This window comes from Parasphingomonas halimpatiens (assembly GCF_036663795.1).
Classification (GTDB): domain Bacteria; phylum Pseudomonadota; class Alphaproteobacteria; order Sphingomonadales; family Sphingomonadaceae; genus Sphingomonas.
Map to the genome: position 1 here is coordinate 461,788 of NZ_JAXOJP010000001.1, position 23,282 is coordinate 485,069.

Below are 23,282 nucleotides of genomic sequence, written 5' to 3' on the forward strand. Positions count from 1 at the left end.
GATGCCGGGCATCCGCCGCAGCCAGTCCGAACCCTCTATAGTGTCGTCATTCCCTGCGTACCCAGGGCCATGAGTCAGGATAAGAGAGCAATGTGCTCGGAGGACGCCCGCCTGGCAGCGTTGCATCAGCTCGACGTGCTGGAAAAACCGATAGGTGCCGCCTGTCGCAATCTTGCGATCGAGGCCGCGCGGCTGTTCGATCTGCCGTTCGCCGCGATCTCGTTTACCGGTCGCGACCGGCAATATTACAAGGCGCGCGTCGGCATCGAGCTGTCGTGTAGCCCGCGTGCCGACGCGCCGTCGGCGCTGGTGGCCGAGACATCGGGCGCGCTCGTCGTCGAGGATCTTTCGGCGGACGACAGGTTTGCGCGGGGTGCGTTGGCGCGCGCCGGTTTCCGATTCTACGCCGGTGTCCCGTTGGTCTCGCACGGCTATGCGCTGGGCGCAGTTTGCGTGCTGGGCCGGGAACCGCGAACGGCGGTTGCCGCTGACATGGTGGCGCTCGGCAAGCTCGCCGAGCGGATGATGACGCAGATCGAGCAGCAGCATGGCGCCGGACGGATCGATCCGTTGAGCGGATTACCGAACCGTGCCGAGTTCATCCGGGCGCTGAAGGCGCTTGAGGACGAGCAGCGCGGCGCACATCAGGTGGCGGTGCTGATCGACCTCGCCCGGTGCGACCAGATCGACCAGGGCGTCCGCGTGATGGGCCCCGACTTCATCGACGCGCTGGTCCGCGATGCCGCGCGAACCGTCGGCGCTGCGCTGGCGACGGGGCGGCCGCTATATCATGTCGCGACCACACAATTTGCCTTCCTGGCGCCGGCGAACGTCGGCACCGCCGCCTATGCGGCGTTTATCGAGACGGCACTACCCGAGCTGCACCGCCGCTCATTCAGCCGTTTCACGATGTCAGCGGCGATCGGTGTCACCGGCTTTCTGGCTGGCGAGACGAGTCCGGCCGACGTGCTGCGGCGCGGCTATTGCGCCGCGCAGGACGCGCGGGCGCATCTCCCGGCGGTCGGCATCTATTCGGCGGCAAGCGAAGCAGCGGTCGCGCGCAGTTTCATGCTGCTCAATGATTTCGGCGAGGCGCTCGAACAGGGCGATCAGTTCCGCCTGGAATATCAGCCGCGCATGGACCTCGGCACCGGCCGATGCGTCGGCGCCGAAGCGCTGCTGCGCTGGCGCCACCCGCTCCTGGGGGATGTATCGCCGGCGGAATTCATTCCGATCGTCGAACAGTCGCCGATGATCCATGCAACCACCGATTGGGTGATCAAGGCGGCGCTCGCCCAGCTTTCCGCCTGGGAAGAGGCTGGCCTGGGGCTGTTGTTGTCGGTCAATGTGTCGGCGGCCAACCTAGAGGATCCGGGTTTCGCGGATCGCCTGCGCGGCCTGGTCCACGCGCGCGCGCTGCGTATCGGCAGCCTCGAGCTGGAGCTGACGGAAAGCGCGGTGATGGGCAACGCGGCGCGGGCGCTGACGCAGCTCGCGGCGCTGAGCGCCGCAGGGATGTCGATTGCGATCGACGATTTCGGCACGGGATATTCGAGCCTCGCCTATCTCCAGAAGATGCCGGCGAATGTCGTCAAGATCGATCGCAGCTTCGTGCGGGACATGGCCAATGGCGACGCCGCTGCCGGGACGCTGGTCCGGTCGATGATCCTGCTCGCCCGCGAGCTTGGTTACCGCGTCGTCGCCGAGGGCATCGAGACCGCCAGCGTCGCCGCCGAGCTGAGCCGCGACGGTTGTCATGAGGGCCAGGGGTATCTCTATTCCCGTCCGCTTGGCGCGACGGAATTCGACGTCTGGTTCGGCGATCGTGCGAAGCTGTCCGCGACGGCGGGCCGATCCAGGCCAGCGGCGAAACGGCATATCTCACGCCCGATCGCCCGCAATATCAAGCGGGTGCGGCCGCTGGTGATCGATGCATCGGACAAGTGCGAAGGGGATGAGCGATGGCCCTCATTTTCATAGCGGACGACGATGAGATCGTTCGGGACCTCGTCCAGGATGCGCTGCGGACGTCGGGCCATCGCGCCGGCGCCGTCACCAATGGCAAGGACATGTTGGCGGCGGTCTGGACCAGGAACCCGGACCTCGTGATCCTCGACTGCAACATGCCGGAATATTCCGGCCTTCTCGTGCTGAAGGAGCTGCGGAACTCGATGAGATTCTTCGACCTGCCGGTCATCATGCTGACGGGCAGAACGGGGAGCACGGACATGGGGATCGCGCTGTCGGCGGGGGCGGACGACTATATCGGGAAGCCGTTCGCTGCCGAGTTGGTCGCATGCCGGGTCGACGCGCTGCTGGACAGGAAGCGCCGCGCTGCGAGCACGTCGCCGCAGGTACAGACGTGCGGCTGACAAGGCCGATGCGCGGCTTCGTCGCGGCGGTCCGCCGGGTGCGCATGACGGCGGTATCGGGCCATGAGCGGGATGCACGCGGATGCATGCCGCCGCCGGCAGCCATCGCGCGGCGCGCTGTCGGCGTGCCTGCCATCCTTGCGACGATCGCCGCGCTGGTGGGTGTCGGCTGGGCCGGTGTCGCGCTGTCCGAGGGGGCGGGCGGCAACTCGGCGATCTGGCTCCCGAATGCGGTACTGCTTGCCGTGCTGCTGCGGCATCCCGGGCGCGCGAATTACCTGCTCCAGTTCGCCGGCTTTTGCGCCGCCACCACGACCAGTCTGCTCGTCGGCGAAAGCATGCCGGGCGCCGTCGGACTGGGCATCGCCAACAGCGTCGAAACCTATATCGCGCTGCACCTGATTCGCCGCTTGCGCGGCGCGCGCTTCGACGTTTCGGACCTCGACGATCTCGGCGCCTTCTGGGTGGCCGCCGGCCTCATCGCGCCCGCTGCCATCGGGTTGCTGGTTGCCGCGTTTTCGGGCGTGCCCGGCGCGTTGTTTGGCGTGACCTGGGTCAAATGGGCGCTGCCCCACGCGCTGGGAATGGTGATCGCGACGCCGGCGATCCTCATCGCGAATGACGCCTGGCAGAAGCGCGTCTTGCCCGATCACACGCGCGTGATCGAGTGGTTCCTCGTCCAGGCGAGTTGCGGCGTGCTGGCGTTTCTCATCTTCCATCAAACCTCCTACCCGATGCTCTTCCTGCTCGCGCCGGCGGTACTCGTTCACGCCTTTCGTCTGGGAATGCTCGGCGTGCTGGTGGTGGCCGCAGAGATCGTCGTTGTTCTCTGGGTTGCGACGATCAATGGATCGGGCCCGATCAGGTTCGTCGAGGGTGCGATGTTCGGCAAGCTGGTGGTGGGGCAGGTCGTTCTGGCGGTGGAACTCGGGCTGGGAATGCTCGTGGCCGGCGCCATGGAAGGGAATGCGCGCGTCCATGCGCAGTTGCGCGAACATCGCGAGCTGCACCAGTCGATGCTCGAAAACATGCGCGAGGTGATCTTTCGCGCGGACGGTCGGGGGCGCTGGGAATTCCTCAATCCGGCGTGGGAAATGCTGACCGGCTATACGACCGACGAAAGTCTCGGCACGACGATGACCGCGTTGCTGGATCCGCGCGACAGGGCATCGGCGGCCGGGCTGGCCGCCGGCATGATGGCAGGCGACGCCGACGCGGGGCTGGTGTTGCTGCGCATGATCGCCAGGGATGGCGTGCCGCGCCAGGTCGAAGTCAGCATTCACGCCCTGCGTGCACCCGACGGGGCGCTGATCGGAACGATCGGCAATATCCGCGACGTTACCGAGCAACAGGCCACCGTCGCCGCGCTGGCCGAGAATCGCCGTCGGTTCCAGACGCTTGCCAACCTCTCTCCGGCGGGAATCTTCCGTACCGACGTCAAGGGGCGGTGCACCTATGTGAACCCCGCCTGGACCAGGCTGAGCGGACTTGAGCTCGCGGACGCGATCGACCTCGGCTGGTATCGCGCGCTTCATGCCGACGACCGCGAAACCGTGCTGACCGAGCGCGCCGAGGCGTACCACCGTGGCGCAACGTATCGTGGGCAATATCGCCTCGTCCGGCCCGACGGCGCGACCTCATGGGTGGAATGCGCCAGCGCCCCCGATATCGACGACAACGGGCTCATCACCGGCTATATCGGCGTCGTCATCGACATCACCGAACTCAAGAGTCTCGAATTCGCGCTGGAAGCAGCGTGCGAACGGTCGATGGAGGCGGTGCGCGCCAAATCGAGCTTCCTCGCCAATATGAGCCATGAGATCCGCACGCCGATGAACGCGGTGGTCGGCTTCACCGAATTGCTGCTGCGCAGCGACTTGAACGACGAGCAGAAGCGACACGCACGTCTGATCGCCGAGTCCGGCACGGCGATGATGCGGCTGCTCAACGACATTCTCGATCTCTCCAAGATCGAAGCCGGACATGTGCGCGTGCATCCCGAGGTCGTGGACCCCGGCCACCTGCTGAAGAGCTGCATCAAGCTGATGAACCCGATGGCGATCCAGAAGAAGCTCGCACTGCGTTGCGCGATCGACGACGACGTGCCCGAGCATGTGATGGTGGACGGGCTGCGCCTCCGGCAGATCATCCTCAACCTGCTCGGCAATGCCCTGAAGTTTACCGACAGGGGCAGCGTTACGCTGCGCGCATGCTGCGACCCCGAGCGGCCGGGCGTGATTGCGATTACGGTCGAGGATACCGGACCCGGGATCAGCCCCGACCGCCAGCCCGCCATCTTCGACGAGTTCGTCCAGGCCGACATCAACACGGCGCGGCGTTATGGCGGTTCCGGTTTGGGCCTCGCGATCAGCAACAAGCTGGCGCACATGATGGGCGGCGACATCACGCTTGATAGCGTACTCGGCAGCGGCGCGCGCTTCACGGTCCGCATCATGGCTCCGGCGGTGTCGGCGCGTGCAACCACGGCCATCTCCGCCGCCCAGCCCATGGCGGCACGGGGCACCGAGCGCGTCGGCCGAATCCTGTTGGTCGAGGATCACGACATCAACCAGGCATTGATGGTCGACATGCTCCACCAAATCGGACTCACGGCCGAGATCGCCGAGAATGGCCAGGAGGCTATCGATCTTGTGCAAGCCGCGCACGTGGCGGGGAAACCGTACGCGCTCGTGCTGATGGACATGCAAATGCCGGTCATGGGCGGCGTCGAGGCTGCGCGGGCGATCAGGCGTGCCGGGTTAGCGCCGCACGAATTGCCGATCGTCGCGCTGACCGCCAATGCCTATGCGGAGGATATTGCCGCCTGCCTGGAGGCGGGCATGCAGGCGCATCTTTCCAAGCCGATCGGCATCGACGCGCTGGACGCGGCGCTGCGGCAATGGTGCCGGGCCGAAGAAGTCCCGACCATGGCGATCGCACAGGCACCGCCGGTCCAAGGCCGCTCGCTTCAGGATCGCTATCGCGGGCGCAAGGCGGATGTGTTGGCAGCGCTCGACGCCTTGCTGCGCGACGGCCGGTTCACCGACAGCGAGCTTGGAGAGGTCGCTGCGATGCTCCACAAGCTCGCCGGGACGGCGGCCTATTTCGGAGACGCGGCGCTGGGCGAGCGCGCGGGCGATATGGAGCGTGGGCTCGAGATATGGCCTGTGGAAGAGCGCGCGGCGAACATCGCCGAAGCAGTGGCCGCGATCCGGCGCGCCGCCTGAGCGCGCGCCCGCTCCGGCGCTCGGATCAGTGGTGCCGGGCGCTTCCGCCCGCTTCGCTGCTTCGCGCCGCACCGCGGTCAGCGGAGCCGGACGATGCTTGCAGCATCGCGACGATCTGCTCACCCAGTGCGACCGAATCGAGCGGCTTGGACAGATACGCGTTCGCGCCGGCGAATAGCGCGCGTTCCCGATCACGCTCGTGCGTGTGCGCGGTGAGCATGATGATCGGCAACGTGGCCCATTCGGGCGACATGCGGAGCAGCCGCAGCAGCATCATGCCGGAAAGCTTCGGCATGTCGCAATCGAGGATCAGGACATCGGGACGCCTGCGCCGGATCGCCGCCAGCGCTTCGACGCCGTTCGATACCCAGTCCGCGCCGTGACCGAGGTCGATCAGCGCCGAACATGCCCCTTCGGCAAAGATGTCGTCATCGTCCGCCAGATAGATCAGTGCGGATGCCGGGTCCGTTTCGCGGCGCGCAGTGGGGTAATCGCCACCCGATCTCGTCGTCTCCGGCGACGTCGGCGGTGCCTGGAGCCGTGTGCGCGCCGATCGCGATCGCAGCTGCGGAGGCGAGCGTTCGATGACCTGCCGCAGGGCGTCCGCAGAACAGGGTTTCTCGATAACCGCCGATGCGCCCGCCGCCTTCGCCACGTCGATCAGCGCGGCATCGACGCAGCCCGACATCAGGATCATGCTCAGGCGGGTTCCGGCGCGGTGCACCAGCGTGCGGATGACCTCGACCCCGGTGCATTCCGGCATCTGGTGGTCGACCAGCAGCAGCCCAGGGGCGAGGCCGTCGATCTGCGCATACAGATCTTCGACCCGGGAAAAGACCGTGATCTCGACATCGAACAAATGTCCGACGAGCACTTCGAGCGATGTCAGGATCGAATGGTCGTCATCGAGGATATATACGGCCGTCATCGCAAGAACTCCCCCCGGCGCGTCGAGCCACCGGTCCCGCTGCCACACGAAATGTTAACCATAATGTGCTGTGCTTGCCGCCTACGTGCCTCCACCGACATCACGAATGCCGGGGTTTTACGTAAGGGATTCCTCCATGCCGGCGGCGACGGCAAGCTGGTGTAGCAAGGCCCGTTCGCGCATCGCTGGCGATCAGCACTGGCGCCACATGTCGCGCGCCGGGCCCTCGATCCCTTTCAGCAACAGGCCCGGTATGCGCGCGGCCGCCAGCGCCGGAGCGAAGAGATAGCCTTGCGCGAAGGTGCAGCCGTGCAGGCGCACGAAATCGGCCTGCGCGCGGGTTTCGATACCCTCGGCGACGGTGGTCATGCCCAGCGCGTCGCCGAGCCGGAAAACGGCCTCGACGATCGCCTGGTCGCTGGCATTGCGGCCGATGCCGGCGACGAACGACCGGTCGATCTTGATCGTATCGACCGCGAAATGCCGCAGATGGGAGAGCGACGAAAAGCCGGTACCGAAATCGTCGAGTGCGACGGTAATGCCGGCCGCGCGCACCTGATCCAGCGCGAAGAGCACGGTGCCAGCGCTCTCGTCGAGCAAGGCGGTCTCGGTGATTTCGAGTTCGACCATCGCCGGCGGGACGCCGAAGCGGGCAAGGCGGGCGAGCAACCTTCCGGCATAATCGGGGCGACGAAACTCGGCCGGGGAGGCGTTGAGGGCGATCTTGCCGAAGGCGACGCCGCGCTGGAGCCAGTCGCGCATGTCGGTGAAGATCAGTTCGGAAATCGCGTCGCCGAGATGCCCGGCGAGCTCGGTATCGTCGAAGGCATGGGCGATCGAGGCCGGCGCGTGCAGCCCGGCGCGTGCGTCGCGCCACCGCAGCAACGCCTCGAACCCGGCGATATGCCCCGAAGCCAGCGCGATCTTGGGCTGATAGAGCGGCTGCAGCCAGTGATTGTCGATTGCCGTCCTGGCGTGGTTGAGCATCGCGATTTCGCTTTCGCGGTGCGCGCGCAGCGAACGTTTGAAGACATGAGCGACGCCGCGACCGGCGTCCTTGGCCGAATAGAGCGCGAGATCGGCGCTCTGGACAAGCGTCGCGGCGGTCGCACCGTTGGCGGGAAAGGTGGCGATGCCAATGCTCGCGCGCAGATCGACATTGGTGGTGGTAATCGGCAAGGGCGGGTCGAGACGGCGCAGGAGGTCGGTCGCAACGGCAAGCGCCGTCGTCGCGTCATGCCCGGGGAGGATCGCGGCGAATTCGTCGCCGCCGATTCGCGCGAAGCGCGCGGCGGGGGGCATCGCTTCCACCATCCGCCGGGCGAAGCCGACCAGCGTCTCGTCACCGGCCGGGTGGCCGAGCCGATTGTTGATCTGCTTGAAATTGTCGAGGTCGATCAGCAACAGGCTGACGGCGGTCTTGTCGATGCGCGCCCGTTCCAGTGCGACCTCGAGATCGGCATTATATTGCAGACGATTGGCGAGCCCGGTCAGGGCGTCGTGACTCGCCGCCCAGGCAATCCGGTCCTGCGCAGTCTTCTCGGCGGTGATGTCTCTGTAGGTGATGATGAGGCGGACGACGGCGCCCGCGTCGTTCCGCATCGTGTGGCGCTCGCTGATCAGCCAGCGCACGCCGGCGTCGTTCGGCCGGATGATGCGAAACTTCTTCACCAGCCGGTCATCCGCGCCGTCGATCGCGGCGAGGCTGCGCTGCGGATCCGCCGACGCCCGATCATCGGGATGGATGAGCGAGGCAAAGAGCTCGAACGAACCGGGGGCATCGGCCGCCACGCCCAGGATGCATCGCAACTCGGCGGACCAATGGCCGCGCTGATCGACCAGGTCGATATCGGCAATGCCGAGCCCGGCGGCGGTCGCGGCGAGCCGAAAGCGTTGCTCGCTCAATCGCAGCATTTCCTCGGATCGCTTGCGCTCGCTGACATCGACCATCGCGCCGATCGCACGCACGACCCGGCCTTCTTCGTTGCGGATCAACGAGGCGCGATCGGCGACATGCGCATAGGATCCGTCGCCGCGCCGAAAGCGGTATTCTGCGGTGTGGTGCGTTCCGGAGCCCCGGATCGATACGGCGACGGACGCGACGACGCGCGCGCGATCGTCGGGGTGGATTCGTTCGAGCCACCATGATCGCGGACTCTGCGCACCTTGCAGGGTGAGCGCGAAGCGCTGCTCCAGCGCGTCGCTCCACATCACCACGTCGTTCGGCACGTCGAAATCCCACACCACATCGGCGGCCGCGTGCGCGACGAGCCGGTAGCGTTCCTCGGCATCATGCCTTGCCCGCTCGGCCAGCACCGTTTCGTTGATGTCCTCGAACGAGCCGTTCCAGCGCAGGATCTTGCCCGCCTGATCGCGGCGAATGCGACCCCGCGCGCGGAACCAATGCTCTCCTCCGCTGGTGATGCGCACGCGGAAGCGCACGTCGAAGCCAATACCCTCCACTGCCGATTTCAGCATCGCCGCGTTGATCGCGCGCACGTCATGCGCGTTGACGACCTTCTTCCAGCCATGACCCAGTGCCTCGCGCCGGGTCTGGCCGGTCAAGACGAACCAGCGCGCGCTGGAATTCAGCATGCGGCCGCGCGGGTCGGCGGTCCAGTCCATCCGCGGACTGAGTTCGAGCGCGTCGCGGTGATCTTCCTCGGTTTCGTGTAGCTTGCTCTCGACGCGCCGGATCGCGGTGAGATCGAGCAGCAGGCAGAGTGCGCCGGTCACCTGCCCGGTGGCGTCGCGGAACAGCATCGGGTGGGATGCGACCGGCGTGCGGGTGCCGTCGGGGCGCTCGAAGATCGTCTCGCTGGCGGCCATCGCCGCGCTGGTGCGCAGCGCAAGCGCTAGCGCGCTCGTTTCGGGCTCGGCTTCGGTTCCGTCGGGGTGGAAACGCTTCCACGCGCCGCACCACGAGGTTTCGCCCAGCGCGGGGCTGCGGCCCCATAATGTCGTCGCCGCCGCGTTGCAGAAGGTGATCCCGCCGGCGGCGTCGGTGGCATAGACGGCAACGGGGAGCGCCTCGAGCAAGGTCGATGCCGAGGCCGGCAGAAACGCTGCATCGCTCGCGCCGCCCGAGAGGGGCACGATCTCGGCGAGCAGGCGCGCGTGCAGCGCTGCGATGTCCGCCGATCGCGGCAATGGCGCTTTCAGCGAAGGCATTCGGCAATCCTCACGGTGCCACGACGGGCGACCACCACATTTCCTATCCCCATTGTAGGCGATGAGGGCGGTGGCGGGTCGCGGGCGAAGCCATTTGCCGCGTCAGCGATGCGCGGGAGCGAGATGGCGCGATGGCGGGAGCCATGCCGCGTGCATCGGCCGGGCGGTCGTCAGCGGGCTATTTGTAAACGGTCCCGCGCGCCGTCCGTGCTATTTCTGTGCCAGCCGCCGCCGGTTGGCGCGTACCTTGCCGCGATAAAAGCCGATCGCCTTGCGCGTCGCGCGCGCGGGGGCGGCGCCGAGCCTGCCGGACATCGCCGCTGCGTGCAGCTCGAGCGACGCCGCCATCTTCTCGGTAAACATCAGCTGGAATTCGTCGAGCGCAGCCGACCCGCCCATGGCGATCCGCGCGGTGCGCAGCGCCATCACGGTCGAGGCCTCGGTGCCGAGCGCCCAGGCATCGACGCCTGCGCCGAACCATTCGGCAAAGGGCCATCTGTTCATCGTGAAACTCCTGGCCACCCGATCGCGCCGGACTTCCCAACGGATGAGTGCAGGTATCGGACCCGTGCCGCGATTCGTCCAGCAGCGATGCGGCGCGCGGTCGACGCGCGCCCCGGTCGGTCAGGAAAGCCTGACCCATTTGATGAGCTCGAAGGCGGTAACGAGAATCATTAACCACAAGGCCAATGCGATCGGCAGCGTGGCGAGAATGCCGAGCGACTGGCTCGATGTCACAGGCTCGCCGTGGCGAAGCGTGCTGTTCGAAAGTCCGTCCTTGACGCGCTGCATGTCATGCTCCCTCGGAGGCTTAGTGGCCCGAGCGGCGCGGGGCAGAAAGCGGGGAATTCTACCTTGGGAATTCTACGTAAAGCGGATTGCCTTCGGGCGCACCGCAAGATGGACCCGTTCGTCATGCCGGCGCGTTGGCGTGGAAACAGGCCGGGAGCGAAACAATGCCGAACCACCCATGGGCGCGCCGCGCGCTCCTTTTCGTGACGTTATCGGCGTCGCTTTCCGCCTGCGGCCATGAGGGTGACAAGGCGGCGGCGGAGGGCAATGCGCACGGGTTCGTGCCGCCGGCGCCGGTTGCGGTGAAGGCGTTGCCGGGACAGGCGTCGCTCACGCCGCTCGACGCCTATATTGGCCGGCTGCCGCGCGACGCGGTCGACGGCGTGATGTTCTACGATCGCACCGATGTCGCGACCGCGCTGGTCGCCGCGGTCAAGGACGAGAAGGTGCGCCATGAATTTCGCGAGGGCAGCGGCCCGCCGCGGCCGATCTTCGAGCGCGGCAACAGCGTCGCGATCTGGGCGTGCGCGGCGCAGGATTGTGACGGCCGGCAATGGACGTTCCTGCTCGACCGCGACACCGGCAAGGGCGAGGCATGTTATCATGACGCCACCACGATGGGCGCGACCAGCCACTGGTATGTCGGCCGCTACAAGCCCGATGTGCGGCCCGGCGCCTGCCCCTCGGCCTGAGACAAGCGAGCCATTGCCGCTACCCCGCGCGGGGACTATTCTCGCCGCAAATCGCAGGAGGGAAGATGATGAAGCGCATCGTGACGGGATTCGCCCTGGGGCTCGTGCTGGCGGGGAGCGCCGTCGCGGCGCGACAGGACAGCGGCAAGGCGCTCGCCGCCGCGCTCGCCGATCCGGGGCGGCCGAGCGAGGACAGCAGCCGCGACGCGGCGCGCCACCCGGCCGAACTGCTCGCCTTTGCCGGCGTTAAGCCGGGCGACCGCGCGCTCGATTTCATCATGGGCGGGGGATATTTCACCCGTATCCTCGCCAAGGCGGTCGGGCCCAAGGGCCATGTCTGGGCCTATACGCCCGACGAGTTCATCAAGTTCAAGGCGGCCTATGGCGAGGACCAGAAGAAGGTCGCCGGCGCCTATACCAACGTTACGGCGCTCAATGGCGGGCTGGGCTCGGTCAAGCTGCCGGGGTCGCTCGACGTCGCGATCACGGTGCAGAATTATCATGACATGCATCTGGGCGGATTCCCGGCCGACACCGCGAGCAAGGCCAATGCCGCGCTGTTCAAGGCGTTGAAGCATGGCGGCACGCTGCTGGTCGTCGATCATGTCGCGGCGGCGGGATCGGGCCTGGCGGCCGCCGACAAGCTCCACCGGATCGACCCCGAAATCATCAAGGACGAGCTCGTCGCGGCGGGCTTCCGCTTTGACGGCGAACTCGCGGTGCTGCGCAATAGCGGCGACGACCACAGCAAGCTGGTGTTCGATCCGGCGATCCGCGGGCATACCGATCAGGTGGTGTACCGCTTCCGCAAGCCCTGACGTTCAGGGTTTCGTCGCCGCGCGCGGGGAGGGAGCATGGGCTGGAACAAGGGGCGCGGGCTGCTCGGGCCGCTCAAGCCGTTGATCGGCGACTGGGCAACGCTCCACGGCGCGGGCGACGGCCCGGCGGCAGCGATGCGCTGCGCCCGCCGCTTTACGCCATTTGGCAAGGACTGGATCGAGCTCGACGCGCGTTGGCAGGTCGGCCCGGACCGCGAATATCGCGAGATCGCGTTGTTCGGGAAGGGTGACGATGGCGCGCTCGGCTGCTTCTCCTTCACCAATGACGGCAAACGCTCGGTCGGGCGGCTCAGCGACGGCAGTGACGTCGATTCGGCAGCGATCGCGTTCGAGGCGCAGATGCCGGCCGGGCTGGCGCGGATGATCTATTGGCCGCGCGCGGACGATGCGCCGGGGTTTCGCTTCGCGGTCGAGAGCCGGACCAAGAAAGGCTGGAATCGCTTTCTGCTGCAGGAATTCGGCCCGGCCTAGACTAGCGCGGTGCGACTTACCTTAACCCGTTCGTTTCGAGCGCAGTCGAGAAACCTGGCGAAGCGCCTGTTGCCGTTTCTCGACTTCGCTCGAAACGAACGGACAGGGGATAATTCCGACCGATGTCATGCCGCTCTAGCTGGGACACTTCGCGCCGCTGTCGACCCATGCCTGGGTGAGCTTGCCGAACGCGGCCTGCGTGCCCGGCGCGGGGGTACGGCCGGCGCCCGGGTTCCAGCCCCAGCCGACCAGCGGGTCGGTGCCGTTATGTTTGACGAGCTGGGCGAGCGTCATACCGCCATTGCGCGCCGGATCGCGGATCTGTTCGCAGATCTCGCGCAGCGACTTGCCCTGCCACGCCAGCGCAAGCGGCGCGAGCGCCCATTTGGGGTTGCCCGGCATGGTGCCCGGGCCGCCGGCAAAAGTGGCGTTGCGCGGGCCGTGACAGGTGGCGCATTCCATGCCGGCCGCGCCGTGCCCGTCGGGGCCGCGCGTGACGGGCGGATTGTGCAGCGCCATCGCGTCGCCTTGGGTCGGGCTGTCGGTGCGCGGATGGCAATTGAGGCAGCGCGGGCTCTGGATCACCTTGCCCATCTCGACGAACAAGGCGGCCGAGCGCGCATCGGCGGTCGCCGGTGCCGCCTCGGGCCTGGCGCCGGCCAGCACCGCGACCGGGACGATCGCCAGCGCCGCGACGGCCAGCAGGGCGAAGGTAGGGGTGCGCGCGTTCATGCCTTGGCTCCCATATTCTCGGCGTGCGCGAAGGGCAGGCGGTACACCGCCTTGCCGGTCAGCTTGCGCCACGCATTGGCGACCGCCGGGGCGAGCGGCGGCAGGCCGGGTTCGCCGATGCCGGTCGGATTGGCGCCCGACTTGATGATCGCGACCTCGACCGCCGGCATCTCGGCGATGCGCAGCGAGCGGTAGCGGTCGAAATTGCTCTGCTCGACCATGCCGCCATCGGCGAGCGTGATCTCGCTGTAGAGCGCATGGCCGAGGCCGAAGCCGATCCCGCCCTCGATCTGCGCGCGGATGATATTGGGGTTGATCGCGACGCCGACATCGGCCGCGGCCCACACCTTGTGGACCTTCGGAATGCCGTCCGGCCCGGCCGAGACCTCGGCGACCTGCGCGACGTACGAACCGAAGCTCTTGTGGAAGGCGACGCCGCGCGCACGGCCGGCCGGCGCGTCGAGCCCGCCGGCGATTTCGGCGACGCGCTTGAGCACGGCCTTGGCGCGGTCGTCCTTCATCAGCGCGAGGCGACCGGCGACATGGTCCTGCCCGCCCAGTTCGAGCAGCTGGTCGAGGAATGTCTCCATCGCATAGGCGGTGTGGGTGTTGCCGACCGAGCGCCACCACAAGGTCGGCACGCCGTTGGTCATGACATGCACGCCGACATGGATATTGGGGAAGCCATAGGCGCTTTCGGTGATGCCCTCGGTCATGGCATCGTCGAAACCCTTGGCCGGGTTGTAGAACATCGTGCCGATCATGAAGGACTGGCCGGCGATGACCGAATCGAGCGCGACGATCTTGCCCGCCGCATCGACGCCGCCGCGCATGCGGTTGACCATCAGCGGGCGATAGCGACCGCCAAGGATATCGGTCTCGCGCGTCCACATATGCTTGACCGGGGTCTTGCCGCCGAGCGCCTTGACCGCCGATGCCGCCTCGATCGGGAAGGCCATGTCGGGGGTCGCGCGGCGGCCGAAACTGCCGCCGGCATATTGCTCGTGCAGCGTCATGCCGGTGAAGGGCACGCCGAGGACCTTGGCCACCGCCGCCGTTTCGCCGACCTGGAACTGGCTGCCCATATAGAGATCGGCGCCACCGTCCTTGGGCACGATCACCGCGTCGAGCGGCTCCATCGGGGCATGCGCGAGATAGGGGAAAACGAAGGTCGCCTCGACCGTTTTCGCCGCGCCGGCCAGCGCTGCGGCGGCATCGCCCTCGCTTTCGGCCTTCGTGCCCGGCATATCGGTGGCGGCCTTGTAATCGGCGATCATCGCTTCGCTGGAGCGCGTCTCGGCCTTGGACAGATCCCAGTTTACCTTGAGCGCCTTGCGACCCTGCAGCGCGGCATAGGTGTCCTTGCCATAGACGACCACGCCCTGCGGGATCGTCTTGACCGCGACGACGCCGGGGACCGCCAGCGCCGCCGCATCGTCGACCGCAGCGACGGTGCCGCCGAATGCCGGGGGATGCTGGATGACGCTGACCACCATGCCCGGCGGCGCGATGTCGAGGGTGAACTGCGCGGTGCCGTTCGACTTGATCAGGCTATCGACGCGCGGCACGTCGGTGCCGATCAGTGTCCATTGCTCAGGCGTCTTGAGCACGGGTTTCTCGGGGACGGGCAGGCGGGCGGCGTCGGCAGCGAGATCGCCGAAGCTGGCGCGGTGCGCGCCGTGGCTGACCACGCCCTTCGCCACCTTGACCTCGGCGACGGGGACCTTCCAGCGATCGGCAGCGGCCTGCGCCAGCATCGCGCGCGCGGCGGCGCCGGCGTTGCGCAGCTGCATCCAGCTATTGGCCATCGCGGTCGAGCCGCCGGTGCCCATCGTGCCGAAATTGAGATTCTTGTAGAGCGGGTCGTTGGCGGGCGCGAAAGCGATGCGCATCTGGCCCCAGTCGGCGTCGAGCTCATCGGCGACGATCGTCGTCAGGCCGGTGGCCGGGCCCTGGCCGAATTCGACATGCTTGATGATGACGGTGACGGTGTCGTCGGGCGCGATGCGCACAAAGGCGTTGGGCGCGAAGGGTGCGGCGGGCGCCGCGCCGGCGGCTTTCGCGGCGGCCTTGCCGGCGGGCAGCGCGAGCCCGATCATCAGCCCCGAGGTGGCGAGGAAGTCGCGGCGCGAGGGGATGTGGTTCATGCGCTTTTCTCCGCCATCGCCGCGGCGTCGTGGATCGCCTGGCGGATGCGGACATAGGAGGCGCAGCGACAGATATTGCCGGCCATGCCGTGGTCGATATCCTCGTCGCTCGGCTTGGGCTTTTTGGCGAGCAGGCCGATCGCGCTCATTACCTGGCCCGACTGGCAGAAGCCGCATTGCGGCACGTCGATCGCGACCCAGGCGGCCTTGACCGCTTCCGCCGTCTTGCCGGTGGCGCCCTCGATCGTGGTGACGTGGCGTCCGGCGACGGTGCCGACCGGCGTGACGCACGACCGGCGATTGTGGCCGTCGAGATGGACGGTGCAGGCGCCGCACTGCGCGATGCCGCAGCCATATTTCGTGCCGGTCAGCTTGAGATGATCGCGCAGCACCCACAGCAAGGGCGTGTCGGGGTCGCCCTCGAACCGCGTCGGCTTGCCGTTGAGCTGGAAGATGGTCGCCATGGCGCGCCCTTTCGGTGAAATGCCCGTGATATGCAGATAGAATGAGGCAGCGGGACGAGCAACGGCGGATCGCCGCTTCCCGCGATTCACTTAGGTGAAATTCGTTACCGTTGAGAGGATTGCCGCCTCAGCGCGCAGGTCGCGCCACCGGCGAACCGGTAGAGCCGACATCCTCGCGTGCGGTCGTCCGTTCGAAATCGCGGACGATTTCTGCGAGGGTCGAGAGCGCGAGGACCTGCGGGTCGCGCGATGAGGGGATGAGGCCGATCGGGGCGCGGAGGCGGGCGATATCCTCCGGCGATACGCCCGCAGCGACGAGCGACGCCGCGCGATGGGCCTGCGCGGCGCGGCTGCCCATCGCGCCGACATAAAAGGCGTGGCCGGCGAGCGCGCGGGCGATCAACGCGGTCTCCCAGTCATGGTCGTGGAACAGGAAGGCGATCGCGGTCCATGGATCGGCGGTGAGATTGACCGCTTCGCGCGGTGTGTTGAGCAGATGGACCTGGATGCCGGCTGTCGTCAGCCGTTCGGCGATGGCGCGGTCGGGGGTCATCGTCGAGACGCGGGCGTCGGCGGTGACCGCCAGTGCGGCGAGCACCTCGACGCCGGCGCCATGGCCGATCACCGTCAGCGCCAAAGGTGGCAAATGCGCGACGGTGAAATGCGTTGTATCGCGGCATGTGCGCCACGGCGCGTCGCCGGCCATTACCGCAATGGGCCCGTAGCCGAGCGGTAGCGCGAGCAGGGCAGGGGTGCGCTCCGCGAGCATCGTCGCGACCCGGGCGATCGGCGCGGGATCGGTAACCGGATTGATCAACACGTCGACCCAGCCGCCGCAGGGCAGGCGGATGTCGAGATAGGGCGAGCCGGTGCCGAAGCGGATCGCGCGCGATGTGCCGGTGGCGATCGCATCGATCGCGTCGGTGACGACCGCTGCCTCGATACAGCCGCCCGACAGTGAGCCACGCCAACTGCCATCGGCCGCGACGGCGAGATGCGCGCCGGGGTTGCGCACCGAACTGCCCGAGACGCCGGTGATGGTGACCAGCGCAGTGCGCACGCCGACAGCGGCTTTTTGCATAAGGAAGGGGAAAATGCCGCTATCGTCCATCGCACGAGCTTAACGCGCGAAAGGGCGGGACTGGCAAGATGGCGATTGCGGCGGAGCGCGTGACATTGGTGTTGCTGGCGGCGGGGCGCAGCACGCGTTTCGGCGGCGACAAGCTTGCAGCGCCGTTTCGTGGCCGGCCGCTCGGGACGCATGCCGCCGCGATGCTGGCCGCGATCCCGTTCGCGGCGCATATCGCGGTGACGGGGCCGAGCGGAGTCGATCTTGCCGCGCTGGGGTTCGACTGCCGTCGCGCGCCACCGGATGCGCCGATGAGCCTGTCCTTGAAGATCGGCATCGCGGCGGCGGAAGCGACCGGGTGCGATGCCTGCCTGATAGCCTTGGCCGATATGCCGCTGGTGCCCGCCGCGCATATCCTCGCGCTACTGGCGACGCATGAGGGGGCGCTGACCGCGACATTGTCGGACGGCGTGCGGATGGTGCCGGCGGTGATGGCACGCGGCGCCTTCCCGCTGGTCGCGACGCTCAGCGGCGATCAGGGCGCGCGGGCGCTGCTGCGCGAGGCGCCGGGTGTTGCCGTGCCGCCCGAATGGCTGGTCGATATCGACACACCCGGCGACGCCGCGCGCAACAATGTCCAGCCCGGCGGAAGATAGTCGAGCGACATGTAGAAATAGAAGGCGCAGCTGCCATCGGGCCGGTAGCTGCCGCCCTTGACCATGCCGAAGGCGGTGCCGCCGAGAAACACCGGCGCGCCGCTGTCGCCGCCCTGGCATTTCGGCCCGGCGACGGCGACCCAGGTCGGCAGGCACGCCCCGCCGCACAGATCGCCGGCCGGGGCGAAATCGGTCAGCTGGACGAGCGAGCAGCTATAGCCGGTGCGCTCGCCGCGATGGCAGACGAAATCGCCGGCGCGCGTCGCCGCGCGGCTGCGCTGCGCGAGGACCGGGCGCTCGAAGGTCTTGGCGGTGTCGTCGTACAGCGTCGGCGTGGCCGGCGCGGCGCTGAGGCCGATCTGCACGTCCTGATAACCCCAGCCCCATTGGCCGAGAAAGGTGAGCGGCACGGTGCCGCCGCGCGGATCCATATAGGTCATCGCGTCGGCGCAGTGCGCGGCGGTGGTCAGGCCCTGGCGCGTGCCGTCGCTGACCGCGAAGCCGGTGGTGCAGCGATAACGCTTGCCGTCGCCCGGCTCGACGCCTTCGATGCGCGCGCCGCCGGCGAGATCCAGATCACGGTCGATACGCTCGATCACGCTGATCCGCACCGGGACATGGGCGATGGCGACGATCCGGTCGCGCAGCGCGTCGGCGCCGCCGGCTGCGGCGGCATCGGCCGCGCCGAGCGTGACGACCAGTTCGCCGGTGCGGGGGTCGAGGCCCATGCCGGGCGGTCGCGGCAGCAGCGCGCGGATCGCGGCCTGGTGCCAGGTCATCGCCCAGACCACCTGTTCACGGGTTGCGCCGGCGCCCGTGCGGAAGATCACCGGCACGGTCAGCCCGCCTGCGACGATGGTGCGGTCGGCGACCGGAGCGCTGCCGGCGAGGACGACGACGATGCGCCATGCCGGACGATGCTCGATGACGATGCCGGTCAGCCGGTCGCGAAACTCCTCGGCCAGTGCGTCGGTTGCCAAGACGCTGTCCTCCTGCGCGACAAGACGGCGCTGCGCTTCGTCGCGCGGGACGGCGAACTGGCGGGCATATTCGTCGGCGTCGCGGGTCAGCGCGTCGGCAGGTGCTTCGAGCGTGACGAGCGGTGGTGCCGGTGCCGGGGACGTCGCTATGACGGGGGGTGGGGCAAGTTGCGCCGTGGCCGGCGCGGCGAACGCTGTGCCGAGCAGCGCGATCGGGAGAAGCAGGTAACGCATCGCGGCGCCCTTACCATTGCCGACCAGGGCGCGAGATCCTTTCGTAAGGCGGGGCATCGCTTCGTTCATCCCTGCTGAGCGTCCTGACAGCGTCGATGATTTTTCCCCTATCAATTTAATAGGAATTGAGCCAGAGGGGAGTTTGGTTACGGGTAGGGGAAGAGTAGCGATCGGGCTGCTCTTGGGGTCTGCCCGGTCGACCAAGGAGAATGTACATGAAGAAGATCGTTATCGCCTCGATGATCGCCGCCGCCTCGCTCGGCCTCGCCGCTTGCAAGAAGGACGCGCCGATCGACAATGCGACCGCCAATGAACTGACCGTCGCCAACGAGGCGGACACCGTCACCAATCTGGGCGACGCCCCGGTCGATGCCAATGCGACTGCGAATGTCGCGGCACCCGAGGCCGCCGGCAACGTGACCGGCAACACCATGTAATTGCCTGGCGCGGGTTTCCCCGCGCCGCGCGACTGCAGACGAACAGGGCCGCGCAATCCGTGAACGGGTTGCGCGGCCTTTTCGTGTCCGGCGGATATTGCATGGCGACGGATCGGCGATAGTCTTGTCGACATGGTGGCAGACGATCGACCCCGGATGAGTGCACTGGCGGTTCGGGCCGTCGCCGCGAGCGACGCGACGGCGATCGCGGCGATCTACGGGCATCATGTGCTGCATGGCACCGCGACCTTCGACACCGACCCGCCCGATGCCGCCTTCTGGCGCGACAAGATCGCGGCGCTGGCCGGGCGCGGCTGGCCGTTCGTGGTAGCCGAGGCCGAGGGCACGGTGATCGGCTATGCCTATGCCACGCAATTCCGCGACCGCCCGGCCTATCGCGAGGCGTGCGAGGACAGCATCTACGTCGCGCCCGACGCGATCGGCCGCGGGGTGGGGCGGGCCTTGCTGGCGGTGCTGCTCGAGCGCGCGGCCGCTTCGGGCTTTCGCGAGGTGCTGGCAGTGATCGGCGGCGCCGAAACCGCCTCGGTCGCGCTGCACGCCAGGCTCGGCTTTGTCGAGACAGGGCGGATGCGCAATGTCGGGATCAAGTTCGGGCGGCGGCTCGATACGCTGTATATGCAGCGGTCGCTGGCGGGGTGAGTGGCACCGTGCGCGGCGGCACGCAGCCGCGTCAGCAGGTGACGCGGTGCGTGCCGTCGGGCTGTTCCGCGATCACCGGCTTGCGATCGAGGAACAACGTTATGATGTCGCTCGCCGTGCGCAGATGGTCGCTCGGCTTGACCGTGGTGAACACGCCGCCGTCGGCCAGCGCGAACGGCAGGACGAGCTGGTCGGCGAGATATGGCCCGGCAAAGGCGCTGCTCGCGAGATAGCCGTTCATCCGCCCCGCCGCGCGCTTGGCGAGTTGTTCGGCGGGCACGCCGAGCCGGCCGAAACCGCTGACGATTTCGGTGACATGTTCGAACGCCGCCTCGACCAGCAGGATGTTGCCGGGGCCGCGATCCTCGGGCAGCTGGCGCACGACAAAGGCGTCTTCGGGCCAGCCGTCGAGCAGCTTGCGCGTGGTCTTCAACTCACGCTCGGCAATGTCGAACGGCAGGCCGGCGAACAGCGCGGTCACCGAACGGCCGGTGAGCGCGCCGCGCACGACGCAGTCGATCGGCCGCAGCGGCGCCGGGGTCACGTCGATCTCGATCCGGCCGCCGCCGCTGGGGTAGAAACCGTGGCGGACGAGGCGCGCGGTGACGACCGGCCCGAGCCGGTTGACGATCGGCAGGAAGCACTTGTCGATGAACTCGAACGGCGGCGCGCGCATGTTGTGCGTGCCGCCCTCAAGCACGAGCCGGGACGGCCCGCCGGCGAGCAGGAGCGGCATCAGGATCGTCTGGAGCACCAGCCCCGTGCTCCCCGCCGTGCCGATCGCGAATGTATAGTCGCCGGGCACGACGGTGCCGGGGGTGAAGCGCATCTCGCGCGCGCCGACCGCGACGCCCTCGCAGGTGCCGTTGCCGATCGCGCAGGCGGCCTCGATCGCCGTGACGTGCTGGCGCATCAATCCGGGCTTTTCGCGCCCGCCGCGGATGTCGGTGATGCGGAACGGCTGGCCGGTGACGAGCGACAGCGCGCACGCATTGCGCACGATCTGTCCGCCGCCTTCGCCGTGTGAGCCGTTGATGGTGATCATTGTTCTAATCCATTGGTGGTCCACTCCGTCGCTTCCTGCAGAGGGACAAAGACGTTCATCGTCCAGCAGTCGCTTAGCCGCGTGCCGATCTCGGCACCGCAAACGCAAAGTTGGTTCGGCCCGTCACAGCCGTCCAGGCCGCAACAACCGTTGAGCCTCGACGCCAAATTGGAGTTCCGGACCGTTTTAAGCAGGTCGTTCGGGTTCATCCACGCCTGGGGCGTTACCGAAAGCGGATGAGGATCTCCGACGATGACAGTCCTGATCGGCTCTTCTCTGACGATCAGGGCGATGCCTTCCGCAAAGGGTGGCACCTGATCCTCGATCGTCGGCGTCGGCGCTTTTGGATCGTCCTCTTCGAGGAGATTTACCGGGCGAGACAATTGCCGTCCGCAGGATCGGCATATCAGCATTTGCAGCATGTCCTTATCCTTTCGAAATGCAGGCAGTTGTTCAACCTATCGGCCTGCCCTCACCCTTCCGGCGCTTCGCGCCTCCCTCCCTCTCCCAATGGGAGAGGGAAAGAGCGGCGAAGCCGCGAAAGGGTGAGGGCCGGGCGCGGTGCACGTTGGGGCGCTAGCCTTTGACGCACACCACCTGCTTCAGCGTGTGGACGATCTCGACCAGGTCGGCCTGCGCCGCCATGACGGCCTCGATCGGCTTGTACGCGCGTGGGCTTTCGTCGATCACACCTTCGTCCTTGCGGCAGGCGACGCCCGCCGTGTCGGCGATGTGATCGGCGAGGCTGACCTGCTTCTTCGCCTCGGTGCGCGACATCACGCGCCCCGCGCCGTGGCTGCAGCTGTCGAACGATTCCGGGTTGCCGAGGCCGCGGACGATGAACGACTTGGCGCCCATCGACCCCGGGATGATCCCCAGCACACCCTTCGCCGCGCGCATCGCTCCCTTGCGGGTGATCAGCACATTCTCGCCAAAGTGATTTTCCCGCGTCACATAATTGTGATGGCAGTTGATCGCTTCGAGCTCGGCATCGAACGGCTTGGCGATCTGCGTGCGGAGCGCGCGGATCACGTTGGCCACCATCATGCGGCGGTTGAGCGCCGCAAAATCCTGCGCCCAGCCGACCGCCTCGACATAGTCGTCGAAATGGTCGGTCCCTTCCGGGAAATAGGCGAGGTCCTGGTCGGGCAGGTTGATGTGCCATTTGCGCATGTCCTGCTTGGCCAATTCGATGAAGAAGCTGCCGATCGCATTGCCCACCCCGCGCGAGCCCGAGTGCAGCATGAGCCACACGCGGTTCTCGGTATCGAGGCACACTTCGATGAAGTGGTTGCCGTTGCCGAGCGTGCCGAGATGGACGAGGTTGTTGGTCTTCGCCAGCCGCGGATATTTCGCCACGATACGATCGAAGCGCTCGGCCAGCGTCGCCCAGGCGGCGACGATCTCGGCCGGCGGGTCGCCCCACGAGCCGGTGTCGCGGTTGCCGCGACCGACCGAGCGGCCGACCGGCACCGCGCGCTCGATCGCCGCGCGCACGCCCTCGAGATTGTCGGGCAGGTCGCTGGCGTCGAGCGAGGTGCGCGCCGCCATCATGCCGCATCCGATATCGACCCCGACGGCCGCCGGGATGACCGCGCCGCGCGTCGGGATGACCGAGCCGACCGTCGCGCCGATGCCGACATGGACGTCGGGCATCGCCGCCACGTGCTTGAACACGAACGGCATGCGCGCCGCGCGCGACAGCTGGTCGCGCGCCTTGTCGTCGACGGGCACGCCGCGCGTCCACATCTTGATCGGCACGCCGCCCTCGACATGCCGGTAATCGAAATTCGCTTCGGTCATGACGACCTCCTGTTGCTTCTTTCCATATTATCGTCGTGTCGGCGACGAGGTTATGACGAGACAGAAGCCTGTGTCCTACTCGCTAGACGACGGTCCATCCGCTCGCGCGAAGCAGACCGGCCGGAGTCGAACCGACGTTTCAGGCGTGATGTAGTCCCGCCGGCATTCGCCGGTGTGTTCGGTGCTGGCGACGAGGGATGGTGAGACGTATTTACTGAGCTACCCGGTTGCCCGGAGGTGGAATCGAACCACCGACTGACCGCCCGAGGGCGGCTGCTCTACCTGTAGTCCCACCAGCATTCGCCAGCTTGAATTGGTTCACGGCGACGAGGTTTTGACCAGACATGTTCCCGCTCTAACCAACTGAGCTACGAGCCGATAAAGACGGCCCGGCGGGACTCGAACCCGCGACCTGGGGTTGTGAAGACCATGTAGTCCGGTCGGCATTCGCCGTGATGACAAGGTCGACCGTGGCGACGAGGATCGGTGAGACGCGGTCCTTAAGCTACCTCTGACAGGCGGGATTCGAACCCGCATCTCCCGTCCTCCGTTGCCGGCCTCGG

At 67.3% G+C, this 23,282-nt stretch carries 20 protein-coding genes and 1 pseudogene; 9 read left to right on the top strand and 12 right to left on the bottom strand.

The genetic code is table 11. The annotated features are described in order from the left end of the window. Positions 1 to 90: 90 nt before the first annotated feature. Genes U1839_RS02300 through U1839_RS02310 form a run of 3 tightly spaced genes read left to right on the top strand, consistent with a single transcriptional unit; the run spans position 91 to position 5,599 of the window. Complete coding sequence (locus tag U1839_RS02300) at positions 91 to 1,980, top strand: putative bifunctional diguanylate cyclase/phosphodiesterase (RefSeq protein WP_332802054.1); 1,890 nt, start codon at positions 91 to 93, stop codon at positions 1,978 to 1,980. After that, positions 1,962 to 2,372 carry a response regulator transcription factor gene (locus U1839_RS02305; RefSeq protein WP_332802055.1) on the top strand — a complete coding sequence of 137 codons (411 nt, stop codon included), beginning with the start codon at positions 1,962 to 1,964 and terminating at the stop codon, positions 2,370 to 2,372. The genes U1839_RS02300 and U1839_RS02305 overlap by 19 nt, the downstream gene beginning before the upstream one ends. Before the next feature lie 8 nt (positions 2,373 to 2,380). Beyond that, a complete protein-coding gene (locus U1839_RS02310; protein WP_332802056.1) occupies positions 2,381 to 5,599 on the top strand; it encodes a PAS domain S-box protein in 3,219 nt (1,072 codons plus the stop codon). A 25-nt stretch (positions 5,600 to 5,624) separates the two neighbouring features. Here the strand turns inward: U1839_RS02310 and U1839_RS02315 are convergent, their stop codons facing one another. The 4 genes from U1839_RS02315 to U1839_RS02330 form a co-directional block, all read right to left on the bottom strand. After that, positions 5,625 to 6,575, bottom strand: a complete 951-nt coding sequence (locus U1839_RS02315; RefSeq protein WP_332802057.1) for a response regulator — start codon at positions 6,573 to 6,575, stop codon at positions 5,625 to 5,627. Positions 6,576 to 6,719: 144 nt separating this feature from the next. Then, positions 6,720 to 9,698, bottom strand: a complete 2,979-nt coding sequence (locus U1839_RS02320) for a bifunctional diguanylate cyclase/phosphodiesterase (RefSeq protein WP_332802058.1) — start codon at positions 9,696 to 9,698, stop codon at positions 6,720 to 6,722. A 210-nt stretch (positions 9,699 to 9,908) separates the two neighbouring features. Beyond that, complete coding sequence (locus U1839_RS02325) at positions 9,909 to 10,202, bottom strand: hypothetical protein (RefSeq protein ID WP_332802059.1); 294 nt, start codon at positions 10,200 to 10,202, stop codon at positions 9,909 to 9,911. A gap of 120 nt (positions 10,203 to 10,322) precedes the next feature. Further along, positions 10,323 to 10,490, bottom strand: a complete 168-nt coding sequence (locus U1839_RS02330; RefSeq protein ID WP_281128451.1) for a hypothetical protein — start codon at positions 10,488 to 10,490, stop codon at positions 10,323 to 10,325. Between the two features lie 164 nt (positions 10,491 to 10,654). Between U1839_RS02330 and U1839_RS02335 the strand changes: the two genes are divergently transcribed. From U1839_RS02335 to U1839_RS02345, 3 genes are all read left to right on the top strand, one after another. After that, complete coding sequence (locus U1839_RS02335; RefSeq protein WP_332802060.1) at positions 10,655 to 11,182, top strand: hypothetical protein; 528 nt, start codon at positions 10,655 to 10,657, stop codon at positions 11,180 to 11,182. A gap of 65 nt (positions 11,183 to 11,247) precedes the next feature. Continuing rightward, entirely contained in the window at positions 11,248 to 12,000 is a 753-nt protein-coding gene (locus U1839_RS02340; RefSeq protein WP_332802061.1) for a class I SAM-dependent methyltransferase, read from the top strand. Between the two features lie 36 nt (positions 12,001 to 12,036). Next, complete coding sequence (locus tag U1839_RS02345) at positions 12,037 to 12,492, top strand: hypothetical protein (protein WP_332802062.1); 456 nt, start codon at positions 12,037 to 12,039, stop codon at positions 12,490 to 12,492. A 135-nt stretch (positions 12,493 to 12,627) separates the two neighbouring features. On the opposite strand, the gene U1839_RS02350 is transcribed toward U1839_RS02345, so the two are convergent. The 4 genes from U1839_RS02350 to U1839_RS02365 form a co-directional block, all read right to left on the bottom strand. After that, positions 12,628 to 13,224 (bottom strand): Isoquinoline 1-oxidoreductase subunit, encoded by a 597-nt coding sequence (locus U1839_RS02350; protein WP_332802063.1) that lies wholly within the window; start codon positions 13,222 to 13,224, stop codon positions 12,628 to 12,630. Beyond that, positions 13,221 to 15,371: a xanthine dehydrogenase family protein molybdopterin-binding subunit gene (locus U1839_RS02355; protein WP_332802064.1), complete on the bottom strand. Its 2,151-nt coding sequence runs from the start codon at positions 15,369 to 15,371 to the stop codon at positions 13,221 to 13,223. Before U1839_RS02355 ends, U1839_RS02350 begins: the two co-directional genes overlap by 4 nt. Next, positions 15,368 to 15,835 (bottom strand): (2Fe-2S)-binding protein, encoded by a 468-nt coding sequence (locus U1839_RS02360; RefSeq protein ID WP_332802065.1) that lies wholly within the window; start codon positions 15,833 to 15,835, stop codon positions 15,368 to 15,370. The genes U1839_RS02355 and U1839_RS02360 overlap by 4 nt, the downstream gene beginning before the upstream one ends. A 127-nt stretch (positions 15,836 to 15,962) precedes the next feature. Next, positions 15,963 to 16,916, bottom strand: coding sequence for an XdhC family protein (locus tag U1839_RS02365; RefSeq protein ID WP_332802066.1), 954 nt, complete (start codon positions 16,914 to 16,916; stop codon positions 15,963 to 15,965). Positions 16,917 to 16,984: 68 nt separating this feature from the next. On the opposite strand from U1839_RS02365, the pseudogene U1839_RS02370 reads away from it, so the two are divergent. After that, positions 16,985 to 17,410, top strand: a pseudogene (locus U1839_RS02370) (NTP transferase domain-containing protein); the annotation flags it as partial. 29 nt (positions 17,411 to 17,439) lie between these two features. Here the strand turns inward: U1839_RS02370 and U1839_RS02375 are convergent. Next, entirely contained in the window at positions 17,440 to 18,774 is a 1,335-nt protein-coding gene (locus U1839_RS02375) for a chymotrypsin family serine protease (RefSeq protein WP_332802067.1), read from the bottom strand. Between the two features lie 215 nt (positions 18,775 to 18,989). Here U1839_RS02375 and U1839_RS02380 point away from each other — a divergent pair, with 215 nt between their 5' ends. Beyond that, the gene (locus tag U1839_RS02380; protein ID WP_332802068.1) at positions 18,990 to 19,211 is read left to right on the top strand and encodes a hypothetical protein; all 222 of its coding nucleotides are present in this window, start codon (positions 18,990 to 18,992) and stop codon (positions 19,209 to 19,211) included. A gap of 156 nt (positions 19,212 to 19,367) precedes the next feature. After that, entirely contained in the window at positions 19,368 to 19,871 is a 504-nt protein-coding gene (locus U1839_RS02385; protein ID WP_332802069.1) for a GNAT family N-acetyltransferase, read from the top strand. Positions 19,872 to 19,902: 31 nt separating this feature from the next. Here U1839_RS02385 and rtcA read toward each other — a convergent pair whose 3' ends face one another. From rtcA to U1839_RS02400, 3 genes are all read right to left on the bottom strand, one after another. Further along, positions 19,903 to 20,916, bottom strand: a complete 1,014-nt coding sequence (gene rtcA, locus U1839_RS02390; RefSeq protein ID WP_332802070.1) for an RNA 3'-terminal phosphate cyclase — start codon at positions 20,914 to 20,916, stop codon at positions 19,903 to 19,905. Beyond that, the gene (locus tag U1839_RS02395) at positions 20,913 to 21,338 is read right to left on the bottom strand and encodes a hypothetical protein (RefSeq protein WP_332802071.1); all 426 of its coding nucleotides are present in this window, start codon (positions 21,336 to 21,338) and stop codon (positions 20,913 to 20,915) included. Before U1839_RS02395 ends, rtcA begins: the two co-directional genes overlap by 4 nt. Before the next feature lie 154 nt (positions 21,339 to 21,492). Continuing rightward, complete coding sequence (locus tag U1839_RS02400; protein ID WP_332802072.1) at positions 21,493 to 22,719, bottom strand: RtcB family protein; 1,227 nt, start codon at positions 22,717 to 22,719, stop codon at positions 21,493 to 21,495. Between the last annotated feature and the right edge of the window lie 563 nt (positions 22,720 to 23,282).

What these genes read in the sequence shown, in the direction of transcription:
- U1839_RS02375 (WP_332802067.1), bottom strand. Translation starts at nt 18,774, where the DNA reads ATGCGTTACCTGCTTCTCCCGATCGCGCTGCTCGGCACAGCGTTCGCC.
- U1839_RS02380 (WP_332802068.1), top strand. Translation starts at nt 18,990, where the DNA reads ATGAAGAAGATCGTTATCGCCTCGATGATCGCCGCCGCCTCGCTCGGC.
- U1839_RS02365 (WP_332802066.1), bottom strand. Translation starts at nt 16,916, where the DNA reads ATGCAAAAAGCCGCTGTCGGCGTGCGCACTGCGCTGGTCACCATCACC.
- U1839_RS02325 (WP_332802059.1), bottom strand. Translation starts at nt 10,202, where the DNA reads ATGAACAGATGGCCCTTTGCCGAATGGTTCGGCGCAGGCGTCGATGCC.
- U1839_RS02300 (WP_332802054.1), top strand. Translation starts at nt 91, where the DNA reads ATGTGCTCGGAGGACGCCCGCCTGGCAGCGTTGCATCAGCTCGACGTG.
- rtcA (WP_332802070.1), bottom strand. Translation starts at nt 20,916, where the DNA reads ATGATCACCATCAACGGCTCACACGGCGAAGGCGGCGGACAGATCGTG.
- U1839_RS02360 (WP_332802065.1), bottom strand. Translation starts at nt 15,835, where the DNA reads ATGGCGACCATCTTCCAGCTCAACGGCAAGCCGACGCGGTTCGAGGGC.
- U1839_RS02355 (WP_332802064.1), bottom strand. Translation starts at nt 15,371, where the DNA reads ATGAACCACATCCCCTCGCGCCGCGACTTCCTCGCCACCTCGGGGCTG.
- U1839_RS02330 (WP_281128451.1), bottom strand. Translation starts at nt 10,490, where the DNA reads ATGCAGCGCGTCAAGGACGGACTTTCGAACAGCACGCTTCGCCACGGC.
- U1839_RS02395 (WP_332802071.1), bottom strand. Translation starts at nt 21,338, where the DNA reads ATGCTGCAAATGCTGATATGCCGATCCTGCGGACGGCAATTGTCTCGC.
- U1839_RS02350 (WP_332802063.1), bottom strand. Translation starts at nt 13,224, where the DNA reads ATGAACGCGCGCACCCCTACCTTCGCCCTGCTGGCCGTCGCGGCGCTG.
- U1839_RS02340 (WP_332802061.1), top strand. Translation starts at nt 11,248, where the DNA reads ATGATGAAGCGCATCGTGACGGGATTCGCCCTGGGGCTCGTGCTGGCG.
- U1839_RS02400 (WP_332802072.1), bottom strand. Translation starts at nt 22,719, where the DNA reads ATGACCGAAGCGAATTTCGATTACCGGCATGTCGAGGGCGGCGTGCCG.
- U1839_RS02320 (WP_332802058.1), bottom strand. Translation starts at nt 9,698, where the DNA reads ATGCCTTCGCTGAAAGCGCCATTGCCGCGATCGGCGGACATCGCAGCG.
- U1839_RS02385 (WP_332802069.1), top strand. Translation starts at nt 19,368, where the DNA reads ATGAGTGCACTGGCGGTTCGGGCCGTCGCCGCGAGCGACGCGACGGCG.
- U1839_RS02310 (WP_332802056.1), top strand. Translation starts at nt 2,381, where the DNA reads ATGCGCGGCTTCGTCGCGGCGGTCCGCCGGGTGCGCATGACGGCGGTA.
- U1839_RS02335 (WP_332802060.1), top strand. Translation starts at nt 10,655, where the DNA reads ATGCCGAACCACCCATGGGCGCGCCGCGCGCTCCTTTTCGTGACGTTA.
- U1839_RS02305 (WP_332802055.1), top strand. Translation starts at nt 1,962, where the DNA reads ATGGCCCTCATTTTCATAGCGGACGACGATGAGATCGTTCGGGACCTC.
- U1839_RS02345 (WP_332802062.1), top strand. Translation starts at nt 12,037, where the DNA reads ATGGGCTGGAACAAGGGGCGCGGGCTGCTCGGGCCGCTCAAGCCGTTG.